Origin of the sequence: Enterococcus sp. DIV2379, from assembly GCF_050542965.1 — a bacterium.
Taxonomy (GTDB): domain Bacteria; phylum Bacillota; class Bacilli; order Lactobacillales; family Enterococcaceae; genus Enterococcus_D; species Enterococcus_D entomosocium.
This window is the reverse complement of record NZ_CP172938.1, coordinates 2,422,598-2,445,423: the sequence shown is the minus strand read 5'-3', so window position 1 is coordinate 2,445,423 and position 22,826 is coordinate 2,422,598. Positions and strand designations below refer to the sequence as shown.

Here is a 22,826-nt window from a genome sequence, read left to right as displayed (position 1 = left end):
GAACACTATGACAATCGATTGGAAAAAAGAGGTCGAAGCCCGCAAAGACGATTTGCTGAACGACTTGATTGATCTATTGAAAGTGAAAAGTGAAAGAGAAGATGATAAAGTGACTGCGGACGCGCCATTTGGTCCTGGACCTCGTGATGCGTTGCTACACATGCTAGCTTATGGTGAACGTGATGGCTTCACAGTCAAAAACGTCGATAATTACGCTGGTCACATCGAATTTGGTGAAGGAGACGAAACATTAGGGATCTTCGGTCACATGGATGTTGTTCCTGCAGGTGACGGCTGGTCAACCGATCCTTATGATCCAGTCATCAATGACAACAAAATCTATGCTCGTGGTTCTTCTGATGATAAAGGTCCTTCAATGGCCGCCTATTATGGGATGAAAATCATTAAAGAATTGGGCTTGCCATTATCGAAAAAAATCCGTTTTGTCGTTGGTTCTGATGAAGAAAGCGGCTGGGCAGATATGGATTACTACTTTGAGCATGAAGAAAAGCCTGATTTTGGCTTCTCGCCAGATGCCAATTTCCCAATCATCAATGGGGAAAAAGGGAATGTGACATTAGGGATCCATTTCCAAGGCAACAATGAAGGAGACTTCACGCTACAAAGCTTTACTGCTGGCTTGCGGGAAAATATGGTACCAGGAACGGCAACGGCAAGCTTCATTGCTCCATCAACAGAAGAAGCATTAGCGATCGAAAAAGCCTTTTTCGATTACGTCGAAGCCAATCCAGTGACGGGCACGATTGAAACAGAAAATGAACAAGTGACGATCGAATTAGTCGGTAAAGGTGCTCATGGTGCCAGCCCACAATCAGGAATCAATGCGGGGACTTTCTTAGCAGTCTTCTTAGATAACTATGCCTTTGGCGGCGGCGCAAAACAATTCATCCATGCAGCAGCAGCCTATGTCCATGAAGATTTCTACGGTGAAAAATTAGGTGTGGCGTACGAAGACGAAAAAATGGGTAAATTGACTATGAATGCTGGCTTGTTTGCTTTTAAAGCGAACCAAGCAGGAACGCAAGCAGACAACTTTATCGCCTTGAACTTCCGTTATCCTAAAGGGGTAACTGCGGAAGGACTTGAAATCGGTGTGGAACGCACCGTCGGTATGGAAGGGGCCACCGTTACTCGCAATGACCGCAACATGGAACCTCACTACGTGCCAGCAGATGATCCATTGGTAGAAACTTTATTGGCGGTTTATGAAGAACATACCGGCGAAAAAGGCTTTGAACAAATCATCGGCGGCGGCACATACGGCCGTCTATTGAAACGCGGCGTTGCCTATGGCGCAATGTTCCCAGGCTATGTTGACACCATGCACCAAGCCAATGAATTCATGAGCTTGGATGACCTATTCAACGCAGCGGTGATCTATGCAGATGCTATCTACCGTTTGGCGAAATAAAGAGACATTGATACCGTCTATTCTTTTTTAGCGGAGTCGATTTATTGATACTTAGATGAATAGAGGCAATAAAGGAATAGCAGTACGACTGATTGTTTTAATCATTGTCGTACTGTTATTTTATTACTTTAGAAAATAAATATTTTATTTTCGTTGGGTTATTTTATTATTGACATCAAATCATCCGAATGATTTACTTTTTGTAAGGAGTTGAAAAGTGATGCCTGATTTGGTGAAATTTATTTTGGTCATTCTGGCGATTTGGGTGGTTTATCAAGTATTTACGACGATTTTATTTACCCTTTCCCAAAAAGCAGTTGCCAAACGAATCAAAAGCGGGAAGATGTCTGATCAGCAGTTGGCGAATTTGTACCACGCTGTAGCACGAGCAAATCAAGGAAGCAATTTCCAAGCGATTTTCTCTTATGGGCTCTTTTACCGCAGCCATGCAAAGCAAAGTGATGCGGTCTATGAACTGTATCGCGCGGAAATGGCGAAAAGAAATCTGCTGTAACCAACTGTGAAGCAACTGTTTTCGAGAATATTGCTCGAAGTAGCAAAAAAGCCCAGGTCCTGTACAACAAGTGCAGAACCTAGGCTTTTTTTGTATTTACTGGGCAGCAAGCTGTGACAGATAAACACAGCTCTTTGCTTCAGCTATTTCTTGTCTTTGTTGCTTTTTTGATCCATACTGGCACCGATCGCTACACCTAGTGCGATGCCTAAACCCATGCCTAATGCCAGGTTGTCAAAAAACAGCATCCCAAATGCAGCACCTAAGGCCATTCCGACACCGATCCCCAATCCCATATTGTTAGAAGCGGCTTCTTTTTCTTCAGACGTTTGCGGCGGTTTTTTCGTCATTGTGAAAAACCCCTTTCTTTTTAGTATAGAGGGGTTTTGTTTTGATGACAAACATTCGAACTGCTACCCATGATTTTCATCAGGAGAGAGCATCCGCTTATCTAAGCAAACGTATCGAACCATTGGTCTATCTTCCGCCGGGTAAATAGTTACGCTCGGGGTTGTAGCGGCGAATGATCTTATTTTCAGCAAGTACGTGCTCATAATAATAAACAGGCGCATCCTTAGTCTCTAGTCGAAAAACAAAGACGAGCGGAACCTTTAAGACGGAATAGCGCGCGGGGATCGCAATATATGATTTTTGATTGCGCTCCATCGTCAGTGCGAATTCATCAAACAAAAGCGCCACTGGTGTGGGAAAGTTTACCAATTCATAATAGTGTTTTTCAAATGCATAGGTTTCTTGTTTTGCATAAGCAATTTTTGCAGCTGGCATACGCATTCACCTCACTTGAATTATACGAACGTTTGTTCTGCTTGTAAAGTGGAAAATCGCCAGACGAGGAAAAAGGGGATGCGTTCTCTATGAAAAAGATGTTTTGCTAACAAGAAATTTGCTACACTAGAGGAAAGAAGGAATCAAAAAGGAGCAGATACCATGGATTATGAACGCTTTGCACGATTACAGGCACGCTTTACCGATGAAAAACTGCTGACCAATGAAGGGGTCTATCGGTTGCGCTTGTCAGGGAAGGCGCAGTTCGAACTAGCCTTTATCAAAACCGGCCCCTGTGGCGAGTCTGTCTACCAGCCGCTGATCAAGGGCACTTTTGCTGAAAAAGAAGCGATCCCTACCTATTTGCTGGATCTTGCGGCGCAACCTATGACGCAAATCAGACAGCGAACCTCCGAAAATGCAGCCGTGTTAGATAAAGCATTCGTAGAATTAATGGAAAAATGTGAGCAGGCAGTTGCCGTCAACGAAACCGCACAAGAAGCCGCACGTTAATTAGCGCGACAAAGATACAAGAGCAGCCTGAACCTGATTTTTTACACCAAGCAAAAAAACGATCCTGACAAGATTCCTTGCCAAAGATCGTTTTTTATTTTCCCGTGGTGATTAGTATCCTCATTCGCCGAAGTGGTCTGAGAAGCCTTGTTGCTTCATAAAGGCAGCGACATCTGGACGTCGCGGTTCACGGAAAAATTCCGTCATTTTCGTTTGCCAATTGGTTTGCTGTTGATTGCTGCTGCGCTGTGCATAATAGGCTTCCGTCGTTTGGTTGTACTGGGCTGTTTGCTCCTGCGTCAGCGGTTGATACTGATCGACACTTACGATCGCTTCTTGAGGCAAGCGGACTTTCGGCTCATTTCTATGTTGCGGATAACCGATCGTCAAGCCGAATAACGGAAACGTCAATTTTGGTAAGCCGACAAGTTCTGCGATACGAGGCAAATCATTGCGGATGCCGCCGATGTAGCAAATTCCTAAGTCTTGTGCTTCAGCATATGCTACCATATTTTGGGCAGCGATCGTCGTATCAACGACAGACACAATAAACGGTTCCATCGTGGTTAAGTGGGTATCCGGCAACCCTGCTTGGGTCAGCAGCTGCTGATGCTTATGTAAGTCGGCGACAAAAAGATAGAAGACCCCCGTTCGAGTGATGTAATTTGGGGCACCGGCAATTTTTTCGATGGCAGCCAGTTTTTCAGGATCACTGACCTCAATGATCGAATAAGCTTGAACAAAGTTCGAACTGGAACCACTTTGGGCAACCGTCACTAATTTTTGCTTGAGTTCCTTTGATAGTGGCCGGGGTTGAAAATCTCTGACAGAGCTGTGGCGGGTAAAAGTATCAAAAAGATCCATCGTTTTTCCTCCTGTAACGTACAAATTTCTTTCTTCTTTAGTGTAACAGAAAAAAAGGAATGGGAACAAAAAGAATGTTTTCAAAAAATTTTCAAATTGATGTTTTATAGTTGCCAAGCACAACAGTTTCCGTTATGATAATGATACATTCTTATTATTATTCCTTAGGGGAGTAACCGGTGGCGCAAGCTGCGATAATATCAACAGTAAGTAAGCTGGCGACAGCTTTCTGGTATTATTTGAAATGGTGAGACCTAAGACAAGCGTATACTTGTCTTAGGTCTCTTTTTTTCTAGCAGAGTGCCTAAGGAAAATAAAATTAAAAGGGGCAAAAAAATTGGCGAAAGAAATGTATCAAAAAGAAATCTCGGAAATTATGGCAGAGGTCCAGAGCAGTCCAGAGGGGTTGACGCAGCAAGAGGCAGCCAAGCGGTTAGAAAATGGCTTGAACCAGCTGAAGGAAGCACCTAAGAAATCTAGCTTTGCCTTATTCTTAGATACCTTCAAAGATGCGATGGTGATCGTCTTGCTGATCGTGGCAATCATCCAAATGGTTATGGGTGCCCACGTTGAGTCGATCGTTATCTTCGCAGTACTCTTGTTGAATTCCGTCGTCAGTGTGATTCAAACGAAAAAAGCCGAAGGGTCGTTAGACGCTTTGAAAAGCTTGTCAGCACCAGATGCTAACGTCATTCGGGATGGCAAAGAACAAAGTGTGCTGGCGAAAGAATTGGTTGTCGGCGATATCGTTATTTTAGAAGCTGGGGACTATGTACCAGCAGATGGTCGATTGATTGAAGAGGGTTCTTTGAAGGTCGATGAAGGAATGCTGACTGGGGAATCAACGCCAGCGGAAAAAGAATTAGGTGTGATCGATCGTACCGCACCGATCGGCGACCGTGACAACATGGTCTTCAGTGGAACGATCGTCACTTATGGGCGTGGTCGGTTTATCGTAACCGCGACTGGTAATGTGACGGAAATCGGTCAAGTGGCTGGCTTATTGGAAAGTACGGTTGAACACAAAACGCCATTGCAACGAGGATTGGACAGCTTCAGTAAAAAACTGAGCTTGGCGATCTTGGTCCTTTCATTGATTATTTTAGGGGTTCAAGTAGCACGGTTGTTCTTAGGTGACGGAACAGGTGATATGACGGAAGACTTAGTCAACGCCTTTATGTTTGCGGTAGCCGTAGCCGTAGCAGCGATTCCAGAAGCATTGCAATCGATCGTGACGATCGTCCTTTCGATCGGAACAAAACAAATGGCGAAGCGTCATGCCATCATTCGAAAACTACCGGCGGTTGAAACATTGGGTTCAACGAGTATCGTTTGTACAGATAAGACAGGGACCTTGACCCAAAACAAAATGACCGTTGTTGACTACTATTTACCAAATGGACAAACGGGCACGTTCCCCGATGAGCCAACTACCTGGACATTGCCTGAAAAACGCTTGGTAGAAATCAGTGTCTTGGCAAATGATGCTGCCATCAGTGAAGATGGGGCGAAGCTAGGAGACCCTACTGAAATTGCTTTTCTGGATTACAGTGAGAAACTAAATCAGCCTTATCGGGCAATTCGTCAACAGTTTCCTCGTTTGCAAGAATTGCCTTTCGATTCTGATCGTAAATTGATGTCCACCTTACATGAGATCGATGGCGAACATTTGTTGTTGACCAAAGGTGGTCCAGACATCGTCTTTGGCCGCAGTACCAAAGTCTTGATCGATGATCAAGTCGTGCCTTTAACAGATGAAATCAGAAATAAATTGCAGCATCAAAACGAAGAATTCTCAAAACGGGCATTACGGGTCTTGGCGTTTGCTTACCGTCCATTGACCGATGCCCAATCACGAGAATTGACACTTGAGGATGAAAACGAGCTGATTTTGGTTGGTTTGATGGCAATGATCGATCCTCCTCGTAAAGAAGTCAAACAAGCCGTAGCAGATGCCAAATCTGCCGGTATCAAAACAGTGATGATCACAGGGGACCACAAAACGACAGCCGTGGCGATCGCACAAGAGATCGGTATTTCAGCTGAGGGCGACTTAGCCTTGACTGGTACGGAATTGGATGCTCTTTCTGAAACCGAACTAGCGGATCAATTAGACAAAATCACGGTTTATGCTCGTGTTTCGCCGGAAAACAAAATCCGTATCGTGCGGGCTTGGCAAGACAAAGGCAAGATCTCTGCCATGACCGGAGATGGAGTCAATGATGCACCCGCCTTGAAACAAGCGGATATCGGGATCGCAATGGGAACCGGAACGGACGTTGCCAAAGATGCAGCGGCGATGGTCTTGACGGATGATAACTTTGCCTCGATCATTCGTGCCGTAGAAGTTGGCCGAAACGTCTTTGACAACATCAAAAAAGCCATTTCGTATTTGTTTGCTGGAAACTTAGGTGCGATCATTGCGATCGTCTTTGCCTTAGTGATGGGTTGGGACAATCCATTTACTGCCTTGCAGCTACTCTTTATCAACTTAGTCAACGACTCATTACCAGCAATTGCTCTGGGAATGGAAAAAGCCGAACCAACCATCATGCAACGTCAGCCTAGAGATCCAAATGCAGGTATCTTCACTGGAAAAACTTTGATCTCAGTAACGTATCGCGGTATTTTGATTGCCGCTGTCGTGATTTTGGCACAATGGTTAGGGATGAGCCAATCACCTGAGTTAGGTGTAGCGATGGCCTTCTCAACACTTATCTGGAGCCGGACATTGCAAACATTGCCAGCACGCTCAAATACCGAGACTGCTTGGCAAGCTGGCCTTTTTGCCAATAAAATGGTGTGGTTGGCGATCGTCGTTTGTGGTGGACTATACAGCATTACCTTGATTCCTGGCATCCGTGAAGTCTTTGCGATTCCAGCAACCTTCACTTTAGGACATGTCGGTCTATGTATCGCAATGGCTGCTGTGGCAGTTGTTTTGATGGAAATCACAAAACTGATTATTATTGCCGTTCAAAAACGTCAAGGAAACGCCTAAAGCAAAAAACGTATCGATCCTTTGATCGATACGTTTTTTTGTCGTTTCTCCTCACTGCTTAGTTGATTTTTTTCAGCTGACTGATTTGGGCAGCGACTTGCTTCAAGAAGGCTTCTTGACCAGCCGGCTGTTCTTGGCTGTAAAGGTAGGCTTCGTATTGCTGCGTCAAGCGGATAAAATCACCATGAAACAGTGGATAGAATGCTTCGAGTCGTTGGGCATAATCAATCAACGGCTCCGCCTCGTTACGGTACAAAACTTTCGTCGTTTGCCTTAAAAACAAAGGATAGGCAGCAACTAGTGGCTGTTTGTTAAAGCGGCAGATCAACCATAAATGAATACGGAAAAACGAATGGCGGAAATAGAAAAGCAGGCCAAGTCCTAGGAGAGCTAAGCCTCCAAAGAAGCCATTACGCAGCGTTTGTTTCAGCTCCTCAGTCAACCAAACATCATCGGTAACCGCGGCTGTTGCAGAACTGCTGGTCGTGGTTTCACTACTTTCTGTTTCCGTATTGCTCGTTGGTGTTGTCTCGCTGCTAGCGGTCGGTGTTTCTTCGGAGCTAGTAGATTCTTGCGTCAACACGGGACGATCTGGATTTTGGAAACTAGGTGTCGGTTCAAAAGGCACCCAGCCGTATCCGTCAAAGTAGACTTCCACCCATGAGTGGGCATTCAAGTTACGGACAGTATAAGTAGTGATGCCGTTTTCTGTCACGGGGGATCCAGGAGAAAAGCCTTTAGCCCAGCGAGCAGGGATCTCTAAACTCCGTAGTAGCACGACCATTGCCGTGGAAAAATTGTCGCAGTAGCCGACTTGTGATTCAAATAAAAATTGATCAACGTAATCTTGCTCTTCTGCAGGCACGACGGCATCGGTCTTGGAATAGCGGAATACGAGTGGATCTTTCAAATAGCTTTCAACCGCCGTGACTTGATCAAACAGACTGTTGCTGTCAGTGGTTATCTCAGCGGCGAGATCTCGTACCCGCTGCGGCAAAGAATCGGGTAACTGGATATAATCGATCGGAGAATCCGGATAGATCAAAGGCAGATTTTGGAGATTTTCTGCGGCAAAATCTGGATGGTCCCAATCGAAGGTCAAGGTGGTGTCTGGTAGCGAATCAATCAAATCGACCCGTTGAATAGCGTCGCTGATTTGAAAGCCACGTGCGCCGCTTTCAAGGGATAACCTACTGCGGCCATAGGGCAATGGCACATAGTCTCCATGGTTTTGGAATTGGATCCGCACTTGTTCATTCTCAGGATAGGTTTGTTGATAGCTCTGGTCAGCGATTGTGACATCGTCTGCTTCCAAGCGAACGTCTTCGCGGCTCGTACTGATCCAGCCTTTACCAGAATAAAAGTCTTTGCTTTCCACCCGCCAGTAATGCGGGGTTTCTTGTTGCGCTTCAAATAAAATCGTCGCATCATCAAGTAGTGGTCCGCCTAATTGACGATCATTTTCACTGAAGCCCGTGCGAGAACCAGTGGGGGTGCCATGTTCTTCAATAAATTGATAAAAACCCAGCTGATTCAGATTTGTCCGTATAGGCGTGGAACTAGCTGCCAATTGTTCTCGCACGCTCGTCTGCGGCAAGTAGACAGCAGTGACGGCTAAGCCACCAATCAATAGCATCACGCCAAACCAAGGGGCGATCGTTTGACTGGATTGAAAGGCGCTGCGCTGGATCATGGAAGAAGCCAGCGCGCAAAGAAAAATACCGATCAAATGCCACGTCAAATCAAATTGATTAAAAATCACGACTGTCAGCAAGTAGCCGATCATGGTACCGTAAATCAAGAAAAAGCGTTGATAAGCAATCGGTAAGATCGCTAAAAACAAGACCCAACTAACGATCAATGTCACCGCCGCCAGTTCGGTGATATAGCCGACTTCACCACTGAGGATCTCTTGAAAGGCACGGTGCAGGTCTAGCCAAAAACGCAGTAGCCAATCAAAAGAAAAGGCAGTCCCATAAGGAAAGATCCGATACAAGACGATCAGCCAAGCGGCTGCCAGCAAAGGCAAACTGTAACGGACTTTCGGCACGATGGTCAAAATCAAACAGACACTAAAGGCATAAGTTAAAAGGGTGAACTGATTGCCAAGGTCATAAACTGCGATAAACGGCAAGATCACCAGTGATAGACTGAGAAAGGTCAAAAGACCAATCAGTGCTTTCTTAATAAATCTCATCCTACCACCTCCTCAAGTTCATTCAACTGCCTCATTAAATCAGCGTAGGTAAACACTTGGCAGCTGTTTTTTGCTTCCAACTGACTGAGGTAGTTTTCCAGTTGTGGGGTGAAAACCGGGGTAATGAAGATAAGATGGCTGCCAGTCAAGAGCGGTACTCCTTCAGGAACTTTCTCGAAGGGAAGGATCTGGGCATAGGCAGCGGCATCCGTTTGGTAAGGGGAAGTCAATCCGTCACCAATCAAGAGAGGCTGAAAAAGTCGTTGATTTTGTGAGAAATGGTGGATCGAATAAAACAGTGTCAAGGTCTCTTCAAAAGCAGGATGATCTTCTCCCCAAAAGAGCAGAAAGATGTCTTGTTCTTCTTCGTATTCTCGTTCGCGATAGATCAATTCCTGTTGTTTGCTGGATAATTTCCAATCGATATTTTTTAATGAATCCCCTAACTGGTATTGACGGAACTGTCGAATAGAAAAATTGGGTTCCCCGTGGGTTTGGCTGCGGACTTGCTGTTTAAAAAATGGCAATAGGGCAACGGCTTCTAGCTTCAATTTCGGTAGGATCAAAATCGATTGTTTCGCACCTGCAGCGTAGCTTTTTTCAAAAAAGCCAAAGAGATCATGGCTGTACAATTGAACGGGCAATTCTTCATAGCTGCCGCGCTCCTTTGGGGTCCAAGGCAGATGGAGCCGAATCAGATTGCCTCGATAAAAGGCGCTGTGATGACTATTCTTGAAACGATCGTCAAACTGCAAGGTGAAATCGACCAGCGGCAGCAGCGTCGGGCGATACTTGAAGACTTGCAGCGGTAAGGTGATCGCTGTCTGTGTTTCAGCTTGGATCGATTCTTCTAAAACGATTTGGACCTTCTTGAGGGAGGGCAGCAAGAATACTGCGTCAAGCAACAATAACAGAGTCAGTAAAAACCAGAGGCTCCAACCGGCATTATTATTAAAGATCACACAGTAAGCCAGCAGCAAAAAATAGGCAGCGCTAAACAACAGGAGGCGCAGCACGCGTTCAAGCTTTTTTTTCTTCATCGCTATTTCCTCGTAGGGACAGACACCCGTTGGATCATCTGTTTCATCAAATCTGAAAGGGTCTCCGCGCTAGCATGAACGCCGCCTTTCAGTAATAAACGATGACCGAAGACTGCTGGTAAAATTCGCTGTAAGTCTTGCGGCGTGACAAAGGTCCGTCCTTCCGTCAACGCTAACGCTTTTGCCCCTTTTAAGAAGGCGATCCCACCACGAGGACTGATACCAAGGTCAATGGCATTATGCTGGCGGCTCGCTTGAACCAGCTGCAATGCGTAACGGGCGACCCGCTCATCGACATACACGTCGTCCACCATCGCTTTCAAAGCGGTCACTTCATCAGCATGTAAAATGGTTTGGATCTGATCCAAGCTTTGCTGTCGTTTTCCAGTCAAGAGGGCGAGCTCATCTTGAAAATCTGGGTAACCGATATGCAGGCGGAACAAAAAACGATCCAATTGGGCTTCAGGCAAAGGATACGTTCCTTCATATTCGATTGGGTTTTGGGTAGCTAACACAAAAAAGTGGGGACTCAATGGGTACGTTTGATTGTCGATGGTGACATGATTTTCTGACATGGCTTCTAAGAGCGAGGCTTGCGTCCTTGGTGTGGTTCGGTTGATCTCATCTGCCAAGAGGACGGAGGTGAAGATCGGGCCGGGACGAAACTCGAACTGGTGGCTTTGGGAATTAAAAATCGACACACCTAACACATCGTTAGGCAAAAGGTCTGGGGTAAACTGTACCCGTTTGTAGTCACTTTGAATGGCTTTGGCTAATGATTTGACCAACATCGTTTTCCCAACACCGGGGATATCTTCGAATAAAACGTGTCCACCAGCAAGCAGCGCAGCCACGGTAAATTGGATCACATCTCGTTTGCCTAAAATCACTTTTTCCACTTCTGCGATCAAGGCATCAATTTTTTGTAATTCAGCGGTCATGAAACAACCTCCTTGCGTTCTTTTCTTCTATTGTAACGGTTTTCTAGGACTGTCGCAATTTTCGTGTAACAATTAAAGAAAATTTCAAGAATATTCAAAAAAAGGAAAATCCTGCCTGCGGGTTTGCGGAAGAAAAGCAAAAAACTTCCGAAGCGGTTCGTCGGAAGTTTGCGTTTGATAGAAAAGAAGCGACTAGAAGATGTGGTGTAAGAGGTCAGCGGCGATCTGGTCCGCCTGCCGTAAATTCCAAGCATCGGTTCCTGGCTGAGCAGTGGCAGCCGTCAGCCAGTGGATGCCTTCTGTGGGAATCCCGAAACAATAGAGGGCAGTGTAGGGGCGTTCATCTGGTCCAAGGACCTGATTGGTCTCAGGATCGATGGCGATAGCACCCGTCTCAAAAGGCACCTCATTGGGTATCGTCAACCGGTGCGGGTGAATGATCCGATCGTTTAGCAGTTGCCGCAACAAGGAATTGTTGGTTCGACGAATCGCTGTCGATGGAATGCGAGCCTCAATTAGTTGCGTCGCGTGATAGCGTGTGTCGGGAAATCGCTTTGAATACGTACAATAAGCCTCCTCGATCTCAACAGTCATGTCAGGACCTAGTAAGGTCACCACTCCGGCTTCCAACAAGGCGACCAGTTCCTGCAGTCGTTGAACCGGCGGACCGATCGATAAAAAGCTGTTAAAGGGAACGAAAGACTGCCAAAAGAGTGTTTTCAGGTCTTTTGCTGGCATTAGCTGATGATCGAGAACAAACCGAATCGGGTCACGCAGATCTTTGAAGACTTCCAAGGCACTGCTGATAGGTCCCGCTAGATTGCCTTTTTCGGCATCTTGGATTTGGGTACGTAATAGCGCAATGAAAAAGTTTTGCAAGGACTGCTGCTCTTTCTGAGCAAAGGGATCGGCTAGTTGGTGCCATGACCACCATTCCCTCTTAGGAAGCTGCCATTTTTTTAGCAAGTCTTCAGATCCTTCCGTGGCAACAAAGGCGGTGGTAAAAGCGTCAAGCTGATCTTTGTCAAGCCGCTGTTTTTCTAAAAGCAGCGTCTGATAATAGACGAGTTCTGCCTCTTTCTTTAAATAGAAGAGCAGTGTCTTGCCAGCAACCGTTTTGGCTGCTTGCCAAGCAGCTAGGCGTTCAGGGGTCAAAAAAACGGGCTTTCGCTGCTGCGTTGGTGTTTTTTGATTGCGGCCACGAGGATGATACGGGACACCCCGACGAGAACCGGCGATGATTTGCGGTTCTTCACCAGAAGGTTGATAGACGAGGGATTCATTGACTTTGACGAAGGTTCCGCCCCGACCACTGGTCAAGCGGGTGACGTAATCGTAAAAGGCAAGTCCTAGTCCCCGTAAAATCACAGGTTCTCCGGCTTTCATAGCCGTTAGATCCGTATCTGCCGCATTGGCTGGCGGTGCATAAAACCAGCCATTATTTTCTGCGGCAGCCGCCAATTGTTGTTCCCCTGATGACAGTTGGGCCTGTGAATGTCCTGTAGCTAAGACGACGGCATCAACAAGGAATGTTTGGTGAGCCGTCGTCAACTGGTAGCGATTTTTGGAAAGAGGGGTCAAAGAGGTGACACTGTCTGACAGATGGTTGACGGTAATGGATTCGGGCAGCTCTTTTAACAGCTGCTGATAAAACCACTGCTGATAGAGTCCATATAAAGCCCGCGAGCAATGCCCGTTAGGATCAAGTGAATCAAGTGCTGTGCATTCCGCAACGAGCTCAGGGGCATGCGTGGCTGCGAAATGTTTCCCTTCTGTCACTGCCCATTCGTATAAGGTAGGTCCTTTGACCACGGGGCCGCCGGTGCTTAATGTGTCATCCGTGAAAAGGGTGACTTGGCTGGTCACAGAATTCAATAGCAAATCTGCCGATTGGTCCGTGCGCCAAACTGCCCCAGGAAGAAAAGGATCAAACAGCAGCAAGTCGATGGCTTGTTTGTTTTGTTTGCTATGAGCAATCAGCCGTTCTGAAAGTGAAAGTCCACGAGGACCAGCACCAATGATCGCTATTTTCATATCACACCACCTCAATTATTCTATGGTCTTTGTGTCATCAACGGGCTAAGTCAAAAGGTGTCTTGCGGAAAATCAGCCAGTGCATGCCTAGCACCATGGCTTCCTCGATAGCATCGATATAATGGAAAGCGGGCTGATTGGGTTGTTGCTGCAGCAATGGATTTTTTTGGATCGCGTCTAAGAGATCGGTTTTTACTGCATCACTGCTGGCTAAAATGATACAGTGGGGGGCAAAAGCTGCATTGTAAAATGGCAGTAAGCTTGTCAGGCGCTGGACCAAAGCCGTGCGGTCTTGCGGTGCCCCTTGATCCAAGTAGCCGGGTAAAAATTTTGCCTCTCCCGCTAGGGCATCTTTTCCTTCTAAAAGCGCACCATTGACTAGGAGCGTGATACCGGGCATGCTTTTTTCGGGATTGTACATGCCAACGATGGTTTGCTGCAAGGAGATCTGTTGGGCGATGCAATAGCCGATCGTTAAAATATGGGCATCGTTTTGACAGTAGAAGGGCAGTGCAGTGACCTCTGCCACGAGGGCTGCCAGCTGCCAACCGTTAAATTTTTCATACCAGCTGGAAGTCACGGTTCCTCCACTGATTTTTCCTGGTAAAAAGAGGGCAATCTGTTCCACAAAGGGAAATAATGCCAGCTCGTTCGTTACACATTCTTGAAAGCGGTGAGGGGCAACATCAGGAAAGGGTTGGTCGTGTTTTGCCAAAACCTTCCCCTTACGATCGATCAGCATGGACCAAAGAGCCAAGGAGCCATCGTGATCGATAAAGCTAAGCAAAAGAGAATGACCTCGGTCTTGATTTAGCTGATAGGTCACTGCTGGTCGTCCTAGCTCTTTTTGCTCCAGCGGACCTTTCGTGATTTCCCCCTCTGTTAACAATTCTTTTAATAATGAGTTAGTGGTGACCATGCTGATGCCGGTTTTCTTCACTAAATCGGAGGCGAATAATGCCCCGTTTTGAAACAAAGTTTTTAAAACCAGCTGTTTGTTTTGCTGGCGAATGGTATGGGTGGTAGAAGCCATAAATGTTCTCCTTAATGAAGTGATTTAATTAAGTATACCGACGGGATGAAACGATGTAAAGTTTTTAAAAGACTGACTTGACGGAAAACTTGAAAATAAGTATACTTAATTAATAACGTTAATTAAGTGATTTGGAATGAAGAGGACACGAGGTAGAGGGGAAGAGAAACGTATGATCAAATTAGTCATCACAGATTTAGACGGTACATTTTTGAACAGCCAAGGCAGTTTTGATCGGCCTTATTATGAACAAGTCAGCCAACAAATGAAAGAAGCGGGTGTTGCTTTTGCTGCGTGTACCGGCAAACAGTGTGAACGAGTGGAAGAACTGTTTGGTGAAGCAGCAGCGGATGTTTGGATTCTTGGGGATAGCGCGACCCGCATCAAACATCAAGGAGAGTACATCTTTGAATCGCTGCTGCCAAACGAATTAGGGCGGCGGATCATTGCGAAGCTCGCTGCGATTGCGCAAGATCATGTGATCATCGCTTGTACACCGACTGCGGCGTACATTGCTGACACAACCAATGAAGCGGATGCGCAGAAAGTGCGTGGCTCTTATCGGGTGGTTAAAACGGTGGCGGATTATCAAACTATCACAGAAGATTTTGTGAAGCTCACTATTTTTGATCCCAAACTACGTTGTTTTGAGCATGTCCAACAGTTAAGCGAATTTACCAATGAAGCGTACATCGTGGCTTCGGAAGCCGCTTGGATCGATATCACCAATCAAGGCGTCCACAAAGGAACGACTGTGGCACACTTGCAAGAATTGCTGCACGTCACACCCGAGGAGACAATGGTTTTCGGCGATGGCTTGAACGATTTGGAGTTGATGGCAGCTGGCACGTTTAGTTTCGCCATGAGCAATGCCTTTGAGGAAGTCAAGGCAGCGGCAGCGTTTGTGACCAAATCAAACGATGAAAATGGCGTGCTGAAAACTATCGAACGTCTGTTACCGCTACAAATGAAACAATAAAAAATCGCTCCCTGGCAGGGACAGCGTGCACTTTCAATTGACTGAAAGTAGACTGCTGCCTGTTGCTAAGGAGCGGTTTTTTCGTTATGCATGTGGTTGACTGACGCTATAAGGATAGGCATCGGCTGACCACTCTTTGCTGCGAGGGACGATACCTAGCTGGAAGTTCAATGTACCACCGGCAGTCAATTCTTGGTGGGTGAAAAATAATCGCTCGAAGGGTTCTTCGTTCAATGTAATTTTATCCACGAAGAGCTGTTGCGGCGCATTGGGCGTGCTCTTGATCACTAAGTCTTTGCCTGAAGCAAGATGCAGTGTTGCTTGATCAAATAAGGGCATGCCAATGACATATTCGCCTGTCCCCGGTGTGACTGGATAAAAGCCCAAGGCATTGAAGATGTACCAACCAGCCATGCTGCCGTTGTCTTCATCGCCAGGAAAGCCTTTTGGTGAGTCATTGAAGCACTGTGTCAGTAGCTGCTTGATCAAGGGCTGTGCCATTTCTGGTTTGCCCAAATAGCTGAATAGATACGGATAGTGGAAGCTTGGCTGATTGGAGATCGCCAGCTGACCAAAATCGAGTGCGGCCATCTCACTCATTTCATGGATCTCGAACCCGTAGCCTTCTGTCGTATAGCGAGGTTCTTGATTGCACAAGTCAATCAGTTTTGCTTCAAAGGCCGCTTTGCCGCCGTGTGCAGTGATCAAGCCAGCGAAATCATGGTAAACAGCAAAACTACTTTGCCACGCACTGCCTTCTGCATAATCCAAGCCCCAGCGTGTGTCACTAAACTCTGGACGAAAAGCGCCATCTGGGTCTTTTGCCCGCATAAAGCCGGTCTCCTGATCGAAAATGTTGCGGTAATTTTGCGATTGCTGCTGATAATAGTCTGCTTGCTCGTCACCCAGCTGTTGCGCGACTTGTGAGATACAAAAATCACTGTAACAATAATCAAGGGTGTGATTGACCGATTCATGATGCGTCAATGGCACATACCCGTAAGTCAAATAGTCCGTCGTGCCGCGCCGACCATAATTGGGATTTTCACTTTGGACGGTGGCACCTTTTTTCATCGCTGCTAAAAATTCGGGCATCAAATCGGGACGAATGCCTTTTACTGCGGCATCAGCGATCACGGCATCGATCAGCGTCCCGGGCATCAACCCCCGCTCATCAGGTGATAGCCATTTTGGTAAAAAGCCGCTTTCGCGATAACTGTTCAAAAAGCCTTCCAGCATGTCTTCCAATTGTTCGACAGCCAAGAGTGAAAAGAGCGGGTAGACAGTTTTATACGTATCCCAAAAGCCGTTGTTTGTGTACAGTGGTCCTGGTTTGATCGCTTTTGCCAAGGTATCCCAGTGCACTTTGCGACCCTCTTGATCGATTTCGAAGAAGGTTTGAGGAAACAAGAATAAGCGATAAAAATTATGATAAAAAGTAGAAACTTGTGCTTGATCGTGATGCTCGATCTCGATTTTTTGCAAAAAATGATTCCATTGCTGTTGGACAGAAGCCAGATAATCGGCAGGAGCCCATTGCTGTTCCCGCTGCAAGTTCAAACAAGCTTGTTCGCGACTGAGAAACGAGGTTGCAAAACGGATCGTCTGTGTTTGGCAATCATCAAAGCGGAGAACGACGAAGGCTTCTTTGCCTGTCAAGGCACCTTCGATCGCCGTGATGGGTGTTTCAAAACGATAGACGAAATGGAAGGTGAAGCTTTCGTCTTCGCATCCTGAAAATACGATCAGTTGACCAGCCACTGTCTGTTCATCCAACTGTTCTAAGACATAGTCACCCGGCAGTGACAAGCCAAGACCCGGCTGATCCCCGCAGTTTTCAATAGACAGCACACCGCCATACATACTGGGAATCAAAGTCGTTGTTGTTAAATACCGCTGCGTCTTGATTTTAAGAAAGGCTGGATTAAAGGTGCTTTCTTCCGGACGATACGAGCTTTGCGCATGGAAAAGGGTATTTTCAGAAAGCGTGCCGTTTATCGGCAGCATCGTCAGATGGCTGAAATCACCCATCCAAGGGCTAGGCTGATGGGTGATGCGAAAGCCCTGAAAGGTTCGATCTTCTGGATGAAACCACCAACTGCCTCGTTGATCGCTGGTTTGCGGGGCAAAGTAGTTCATGCCAAAAGGAACCCCTGTATAAGGCAGGCAGTTGCCATGGGAAAAACTATATTGGTTGTCTGTTCCGTGTCGTGTGTCGATCATTGATACGTTCACTTGGTTCACTCCTTTAATTGGGTTGATTCTCTTTTGATCAAAGAAACAGCCACTAAATGGGTGGTCGTCTCCGTTGGTACTGGGGGTGCTGCCTTCGCAGCGTTGATTTTCTCAATCACTTGGTTTCCTGCCAAGCGCCCCATCTCCGCAAAATTCTGCCCGATGGTCGTTAGTGCTGGATCAACGAGGGCAGCGGCTTGGATATTATCGAAACCAACCAGGGAAATGTTGGCAGGGACGTGCAAATCTGCTTGACGCAGTGCACGCATCAATTCGATGGCGATCAAGTCATTTTCACAGACGGCTGCCGTGACCTGATGTTCTTCCAGGTAGGCAAGCGCATTTGCGATACTGGCAGCTGTGTCGTCGAGCTTGGTGCGAAAGGTTCTTTGGGCTTTTTTCAGCGCATCGATGTAACCTAGATAACGCTGACGGACGGATTGTGGATGATGGGTATCACCAAAAATATAAGCGATCCGTTGATGCCCCAACGCAAGTAAATGCTCCGTAGCTAGCTGTCCACCTTGAAAGTTATCTGGCATGACCGCTGGAAAATCAAACTCATGCAGCTTTTTATCTAAGGTCACGATAGGAAAGTGTTTTTCAGCACATTCGAACAGCAAGTCATAGTAAGAAAACGTATTGCTGGCGTAATAGATCAGGCCGTCGAATTCTTGCATCAGCTCAGCTGCCGTCGTTTTTTCCAAATAATCCACTGGTGTCATCAAAAGTTCAAAGCCGTGTTCTTGCATCACGGGGTAAATGCCTTCGGTAAAGTTTCCTAAAGAGAGATCATTGGCAAAGGGCAAGACAAACAAAATTCGTCCAGTCGCTTTTTTTTCCTTCAATTCTCGGACAAAGCTGCCGCTGCCTTGCACGCGATAGATCAGCTGATTTTGTTCCAGTTCCGTCAAGGCTCTTTTAGAGGTGATCCGACTGACTTGGTATTGTTCAGATAGTTCTTTTTCAGTAGGGACACGACTGCCCGGAGCTAATCGCCCTTCAACGATGGCTTCGTGAAGCTCCGAGTAAATTTTTTTATATAATGGTTGTTTCATAAGAAAACCCCTTTTGATATATCATATTTGTTAGCATACCATAAACCGATAAAAATGAAAACCCTTTAATTATTTTGAAAAAGCGCTAGACATTCACATGATTCATGATATACTAGGTTCGTAAATTGATATATCAAATCAGGGAAGGTGATGGAATGGTTTATAAAGAAATACCAACTTCAGTAGCAACATTTATGGAAACGATTACGGATCTATGCGGAGAAACGCATGCCGATTGGGCGAAAAATTTTAATGCAGCTTTTGCCAATACACTATTAACGACGGTCAAGCGTCATGAGGATGGCACGACCTTTTTACTGACGGGGGATATTCCAGCCATGTGGCTGCGAGATTCCACTGCGCAAGTTCGTCCGTATTTAGTGATCGCCAAAGAAGATGAAGACTTAGCAAGTATGATCAGCGGGTTGGTCAAGAAGCAATTCTACTATATTACGATCGATCCTTACGCAAATGCCTTTAACGAATCAGCCAATGGCGCTGGCCACCAAACAGACGATACAGAAATGAACGATTGGATCTGGGAACGCAAATATGAGATCGATTCTTTGTGTTATCCGATCCAACTGGCCTATCTGCTATATAAAAACACAGGCAGAACAGATCAGTTCAATGATGATTTTGTAACAGGCATCAAAAAAGCCTTGGAGGTGTTTGTAACAGAACAAAACCATGAGGAATCCCCGTATCGCTTTGAACGGGATACCTGGCGAAAAGAAGATACCTTGACTCATGACGGCAAAGGCGCGCCGGTGAAACCCGTTGGCTTGACTTGGTCAGGTTTTCGACCAAGTGATGATGCCTGCAAATACGGCTATTTGATTCCCTCCAATATGTTTGCGGTGGTGGTCTTAGGCTATATCCAAGAAATCTTTACGACGGTTTTAGAAGACACAGCGATCGTGGCACAAGCGAAAAAATTGCAAGCAGAGATCGAAGCAGGGCTTAAAGCATACGGGTTGACCAAAAATCAAGCTGGCGAAGAAGTCTACGCGTATGAAGTGGATGGATTCGGCAATGGCACACTGATGGATGACAGCAACGTGCCGAATTTGATCGCCGCCCCTTACTTGGGGTATGGCAGTATGGAAGATCCCCTTTATCTTCAGACCCGTAAAACGTTGTTAAGCAGTGAAAATCCGTATTTCTATGAAGGCAAATACGCTAAAGGCATTGGCAGCTCTCATACGCCAGAAAATTATGTGTGGCCGATCGCCATGGCAATGGAAGGCATGACCACCACTGACAAAGAAGAAAAGAAACGAATTTTGGATCAGTTAGTGGCGACAGATGCGGGTACAAATTTGATGCATGAAGGGTTCGATGTCGATGATCCTTCGCAATACACGAGAGAATGGTTCTCTTGGGCGAACATGATGTTTTGTGAATTGGTCATGGATTATTTCGATATCCGAGTGGAAAAATAAGCAGCACGACCCACGACTGTTCGAGTGACACAAAAAGCAGTCCAACGACGCAAACAGCGAGGAGTAAAAATCAATGAAGAAACAAGTTTATATCATCTCTCACAGCCACTGGGATCGGGAATGGTACATGCCTTACGAACAGCATCACATGCGGCTAGTTGAATTGATGGATGATCTTTTAGAGTTAATTGAAAATGACCCTGAGTTCCACAGCTTCCATCTAGATGGGCAGACGATCATCTTGGATGACTATTTAGAAGTGCGACCTGAAAAACGCGAAGCGGTCAAAGCGGCCATCAAACAAGGAAAATTACAGATCGGTCCGTTTTATATTTTGCAAGATGACTTTTTGATCAGTGCTGAATCAAACACCCGTAATATGCTGATTGGAATGGCAGAAAGCAAAAAGTGGGGCACCCCTGTTATGTTGGGGTATTTCCCAGATACTTTCGGCAATATGGGGCAAACCCCGCAAATGATGCTGCAAGCCAATCTTGAAAGTGCTGCATTTGGGCGTGGCGTCAAACCAATCGGCTTTGACAACGAAGTTTTACCCGATGATCAATTTACTTCCCAATATTCTGAAATGCATTGGGAAGGACCAGATGGCAGTCAAATCTTTGGTCTACTTTTTGCCAACTGGTACTCCAATGGCAATGAGATTCCGGTGGATAAAGCAGAAGCCGAAGCTTTTTGGACGCAAAAATTGCAAGATGTAGAGAAATTTGGTGCCACCAATCATTACTTAATGATGAATGGGGTCGATCATCAACCTGTCCAAAAAGACATTTCGGCAGCGATTCGTACAGCTAACGAGCTTTTCCCAGAGTATGAATTCAAACACGCCAGCTTTACCGAATACCTTGAAGCGGTGCAAGCAGATCTGCCAGATGACCTAGGAACTGTCACAGGTGAATTGACCAGTCAAGAAACCGATGGTTGGTATACTCTAGCCAATACCGCCTCTTCCCGAGTCTATCTGAAACAATGGAATACAAAGGTTTCCCGCCAATTAGAAAATGTCGCTGAACCATTAGCAACTATGGCTTATGAAGCAAGTGGCAGCTATCCTCACGATATGTTGGATCATGCGTGGAAAACACTGATGCAAAATCATCCTCACGACAGTATCTGCGGCTGTTCAGTGGACGAAGTACACCGAGAAATGATGCCGCGTTTTGAAAAAGCCAATGAAATTGGTAAGTTCGTGGCAGATGAAGCGTTACGCAATTTAGTAGCCGCCATCGACACGAGCAGGTTTCCTGAGGAGAGTCGTCCCTTTGTGGTCTTCAACACCACTGGCAGCACCCGTTCTGGTTTAGTGGAAGTCGTGATCGAACTTGAGCGTAAAACATTCCGTGAAGGATTGCCAAGCAAGCTTTACCACGAATTATTGGCGAAGCCAAAAGGTTCTTATTCGGTGATCGATGAACAGGGGAAACCTGTTGCTGCGATCACCAGTGAAGAAGAGGTCCTTTTTGACTATGAATTGCCTAAAGATGCCTTTCGGATTCCTTTCATGAAACGCTTTGTCACGGTTCAAGTAGAAGCAAACCAGTTGCCGGAATTTTCATGGCAGACCTTTGCCCTAGTGGAAAAAGCCGCTACGCCAGTAGAGAGCGCACCGATCGTTTCAGAAGGAGGGCGTAAACTTGCCAACGCACATTTGGAAGCCGTCATTACTGAAAACGGCAGCTTGACGATTACAGACAAAGTAACCCAAAAAACGTATCGCAATTTACTGGTTTTCGAGGATGTGGGGGATATCGCCAATGAGTACATCTTCAAACAACCAGAAGGGGATCAAGCAATCTTATCGACGCAATTTCCGCATCAGGTGACGATCGAACAAAACGATCCGCTGGTGGGAATTGTGCGACTGACACAAGAATTACAGATTCCTGTTTCAGCAGATGACCGTTTGTTAGAAGAACAAAAAGCTGTCGTCGATTTCCGTTTCCGTAAAGCACAGCGGAGTCAAGAATTGGTTGCTTTCAAGATCGAGACGGAGATTCGCTTAGAACGAACCAGCAACCGCCTGGCATTTAAAACCACCGTCAACAACCAAAGCAAAGATCACCGACTGCGGGTTTTATTCCCAACAGGGATCATCACGGATTTCCATGAAGCTGACAGCATTTATGAAGTCGTAAAACGGCCGAATCAGGTTTCCAGTCATTGGGAAAACCCAACGAATCCGCAGCATCAACACGCCTTTGTCAACTTGCATGATGAAACAGGCGGCATGACGGTTTCTAATTTTGGTTTGAACGAATATGAAATCGTGAAGGATCAGATCTGCTTGACCTTGTTGCGCTGTACGGGAGAGCTAGGCGATTGGGGCTACTTCCCAACACCAGAAGCGCAATGCTTAGGCAGCCACACCTTTGAATATGGCGTAGCCTGTCATGGGGCTCCTGAAGAACGTTATGAAACGTATCGCCAAGCACAAGCTGCCCAAGTTCCTTGGACGGCAAGCCAGACCGACAAGCATCAAGGCAAGCTAGCCAGCAGCAACCAATACATGGAAGCTCATGGAACGACGGTAGCTATCACCGCCTTAAAACGCAATCGCCAAGACCAGCAGATCGTTTTGCGGGGCTATAATTTGGCGGATCAAGCCACTGCCTTTCATGTGCAAAAAGAGCAGGCGACACTCTGTCTGTTGAACCTATTAGAGGAAGAACAAGCATCGTCCGTCAATGAGCAATTACACCCATATGAAATTCGAACCATTGGAGTAAAGGAGTGAGA

The 22,826-nt window shown here is 46.2% G+C and carries 17 protein-coding genes; 7 read left to right on the top strand and 10 right to left on the bottom strand.

Annotated features, from left to right (window positions below; all coding sequences use genetic code 11):
• Positions 1–7: 7 nt before the first annotated feature.
• Both pepV and IGI92_RS11220 read left to right on the top strand, forming a co-directional pair.
• Entirely contained in the window at positions 8–1,432 is a 1,425-nt protein-coding gene (gene pepV / locus IGI92_RS11225) for a dipeptidase PepV (RefSeq protein ID WP_008378990.1), read from the top strand.
• A 220-nt stretch (positions 1,433–1,652) separates the two neighbouring features.
• Entirely contained in the window at positions 1,653–1,946 is a 294-nt protein-coding gene (locus tag IGI92_RS11220; RefSeq protein WP_005234725.1) for a hypothetical protein, read from the top strand.
• Positions 1,947–2,089: 143 nt separating this feature from the next.
• Here the strand turns inward: IGI92_RS11220 and IGI92_RS11215 are convergent, their stop codons facing one another.
• Entirely contained in the window at positions 2,090–2,296 is a 207-nt protein-coding gene (locus tag IGI92_RS11215) for a hypothetical protein (protein WP_005234726.1), read from the bottom strand.
• Between the two features lie 127 nt (positions 2,297–2,423).
• Complete coding sequence (locus tag IGI92_RS11210; RefSeq protein ID WP_008378984.1) at positions 2,424–2,732, bottom strand: DUF5960 family protein; 309 nt, start codon at positions 2,730–2,732, stop codon at positions 2,424–2,426.
• Positions 2,733–2,894: 162 nt separating this feature from the next.
• On the opposite strand from IGI92_RS11210, the gene IGI92_RS11205 reads away from it, so the two are divergent.
• On the top strand, positions 2,895–3,245 hold the full coding sequence (locus tag IGI92_RS11205) for a hypothetical protein (RefSeq protein ID WP_005234729.1): 351 nt from the start codon (positions 2,895–2,897) through the stop codon (positions 3,243–3,245).
• A gap of 120 nt (positions 3,246–3,365) precedes the next feature.
• On the opposite strand, the gene IGI92_RS11200 is transcribed toward IGI92_RS11205, so the two are convergent.
• A complete protein-coding gene (locus tag IGI92_RS11200; RefSeq protein ID WP_008378980.1) occupies positions 3,366–4,109 on the bottom strand; it encodes an NADPH-dependent oxidoreductase in 744 nt (247 codons plus the stop codon).
• A 349-nt stretch (positions 4,110–4,458) separates the two neighbouring features.
• On the opposite strand from IGI92_RS11200, the gene IGI92_RS11195 reads away from it, so the two are divergent.
• Positions 4,459–7,110: a cation-translocating P-type ATPase gene (locus tag IGI92_RS11195; protein WP_016613591.1), complete on the top strand. Its 2,652-nt coding sequence runs from the start codon at positions 4,459–4,461 to the stop codon at positions 7,108–7,110.
• A gap of 58 nt (positions 7,111–7,168) precedes the next feature.
• On the opposite strand, the gene IGI92_RS11190 is transcribed toward IGI92_RS11195, so the two are convergent.
• The 5 genes from IGI92_RS11190 to IGI92_RS11170 all read right to left on the bottom strand — a co-directional run bounded on the left by IGI92_RS11190 (position 7,169) and on the right by IGI92_RS11170 (position 14,355).
• Complete coding sequence (locus IGI92_RS11190) at positions 7,169–9,307, bottom strand: transglutaminase-like domain-containing protein (RefSeq protein WP_430607061.1); 2,139 nt, start codon at positions 9,305–9,307, stop codon at positions 7,169–7,171.
• Entirely contained in the window at positions 9,304–10,347 is a 1,044-nt protein-coding gene (locus tag IGI92_RS11185; RefSeq protein ID WP_005234735.1) for a DUF58 domain-containing protein, read from the bottom strand. The genes IGI92_RS11190 and IGI92_RS11185 overlap by 4 nt, the downstream gene beginning before the upstream one ends.
• A gap of 2 nt (positions 10,348–10,349) precedes the next feature.
• A complete protein-coding gene (locus tag IGI92_RS11180) occupies positions 10,350–11,288 on the bottom strand; it encodes an AAA family ATPase (RefSeq protein ID WP_430607059.1) in 939 nt (312 codons plus the stop codon).
• A 192-nt stretch (positions 11,289–11,480) separates the two neighbouring features.
• Entirely contained in the window at positions 11,481–13,322 is a 1,842-nt protein-coding gene (locus tag IGI92_RS11175) for an FAD/NAD(P)-binding protein (RefSeq protein WP_430607057.1), read from the bottom strand.
• A 37-nt stretch (positions 13,323–13,359) separates the two neighbouring features.
• Positions 13,360–14,355: an ROK family protein gene (locus tag IGI92_RS11170; protein ID WP_430607056.1), complete on the bottom strand. Its 996-nt coding sequence runs from the start codon at positions 14,353–14,355 to the stop codon at positions 13,360–13,362.
• 172 nt (positions 14,356–14,527) lie between these two features.
• Here IGI92_RS11170 and IGI92_RS11165 point away from each other — a divergent pair, with 172 nt between their 5' ends.
• Complete coding sequence (locus IGI92_RS11165) at positions 14,528–15,334, top strand: Cof-type HAD-IIB family hydrolase (protein ID WP_042890481.1); 807 nt, start codon at positions 14,528–14,530, stop codon at positions 15,332–15,334.
• A gap of 84 nt (positions 15,335–15,418) precedes the next feature.
• Here the strand turns inward: IGI92_RS11165 and IGI92_RS11160 are convergent, their stop codons facing one another.
• Both IGI92_RS11160 and IGI92_RS11155 read right to left on the bottom strand, forming a co-directional pair.
• Entirely contained in the window at positions 15,419–17,569 is a 2,151-nt protein-coding gene (locus IGI92_RS11160; RefSeq protein WP_430607054.1) for a GH92 family glycosyl hydrolase, read from the bottom strand.
• A gap of 5 nt (positions 17,570–17,574) precedes the next feature.
• A complete protein-coding gene (locus tag IGI92_RS11155) occupies positions 17,575–18,627 on the bottom strand; it encodes a GntR family transcriptional regulator (protein ID WP_005234743.1) in 1,053 nt (350 codons plus the stop codon).
• Positions 18,628–18,782: 155 nt separating this feature from the next.
• On the opposite strand from IGI92_RS11155, the gene IGI92_RS11150 reads away from it, so the two are divergent.
• Positions 18,783–20,072, top strand: coding sequence for a glycoside hydrolase family 125 protein (locus tag IGI92_RS11150; RefSeq protein ID WP_430607051.1), 1,290 nt, complete (start codon positions 18,783–18,785; stop codon positions 20,070–20,072).
• A gap of 73 nt (positions 20,073–20,145) precedes the next feature.
• A complete protein-coding gene (locus IGI92_RS11145) occupies positions 20,146–22,824 on the top strand; it encodes an alpha-mannosidase (protein ID WP_430607050.1) in 2,679 nt (892 codons plus the stop codon).
• Positions 22,825–22,826 lie beyond the last annotated feature (2 nt).

Bases quoted from the DNA above. Each gene is read 5' to 3' on its own strand.
- pepV (WP_008378990.1), top strand. From the start codon at position 8: ATGACAATCGATTGGAAAAAAGAGGTCGAAGCCCGCAAAGACGATTTG.
- IGI92_RS11220 (WP_005234725.1), top strand. From the start codon at position 1,653: ATGCCTGATTTGGTGAAATTTATTTTGGTCATTCTGGCGATTTGGGTG.
- IGI92_RS11215 (WP_005234726.1), bottom strand. From the start codon at position 2,296: ATGACGAAAAAACCGCCGCAAACGTCTGAAGAAAAAGAAGCCGCTTCT.
- IGI92_RS11210 (WP_008378984.1), bottom strand. From the start codon at position 2,732: ATGCCAGCTGCAAAAATTGCTTATGCAAAACAAGAAACCTATGCATTT.
- IGI92_RS11205 (WP_005234729.1), top strand. From the start codon at position 2,895: ATGGATTATGAACGCTTTGCACGATTACAGGCACGCTTTACCGATGAA.
- IGI92_RS11200 (WP_008378980.1), bottom strand. From the start codon at position 4,109: ATGGATCTTTTTGATACTTTTACCCGCCACAGCTCTGTCAGAGATTTT.
- IGI92_RS11195 (WP_016613591.1), top strand. From the start codon at position 4,459: ATGTATCAAAAAGAAATCTCGGAAATTATGGCAGAGGTCCAGAGCAGT.
- IGI92_RS11190 (WP_430607061.1), bottom strand. From the start codon at position 9,307: ATGAGATTTATTAAGAAAGCACTGATTGGTCTTTTGACCTTTCTCAGT.
- IGI92_RS11185 (WP_005234735.1), bottom strand. From the start codon at position 10,347: ATGAAGAAAAAAAAGCTTGAACGCGTGCTGCGCCTCCTGTTGTTTAGC.
- IGI92_RS11180 (WP_430607059.1), bottom strand. From the start codon at position 11,288: ATGACCGCTGAATTACAAAAAATTGATGCCTTGATCGCAGAAGTGGAA.
- IGI92_RS11175 (WP_430607057.1), bottom strand. From the start codon at position 13,322: ATGAAAATAGCGATCATTGGTGCTGGTCCTCGTGGACTTTCACTTTCA.
- IGI92_RS11170 (WP_430607056.1), bottom strand. From the start codon at position 14,355: ATGGCTTCTACCACCCATACCATTCGCCAGCAAAACAAACAGCTGGTT.
- IGI92_RS11165 (WP_042890481.1), top strand. From the start codon at position 14,528: ATGATCAAATTAGTCATCACAGATTTAGACGGTACATTTTTGAACAGC.
- IGI92_RS11155 (WP_005234743.1), bottom strand. From the start codon at position 18,627: ATGAAACAACCATTATATAAAAAAATTTACTCGGAGCTTCACGAAGCC.
- IGI92_RS11150 (WP_430607051.1), top strand. From the start codon at position 18,783: ATGGTTTATAAAGAAATACCAACTTCAGTAGCAACATTTATGGAAACG.
- IGI92_RS11145 (WP_430607050.1), top strand. From the start codon at position 20,146: ATGAAGAAACAAGTTTATATCATCTCTCACAGCCACTGGGATCGGGAA.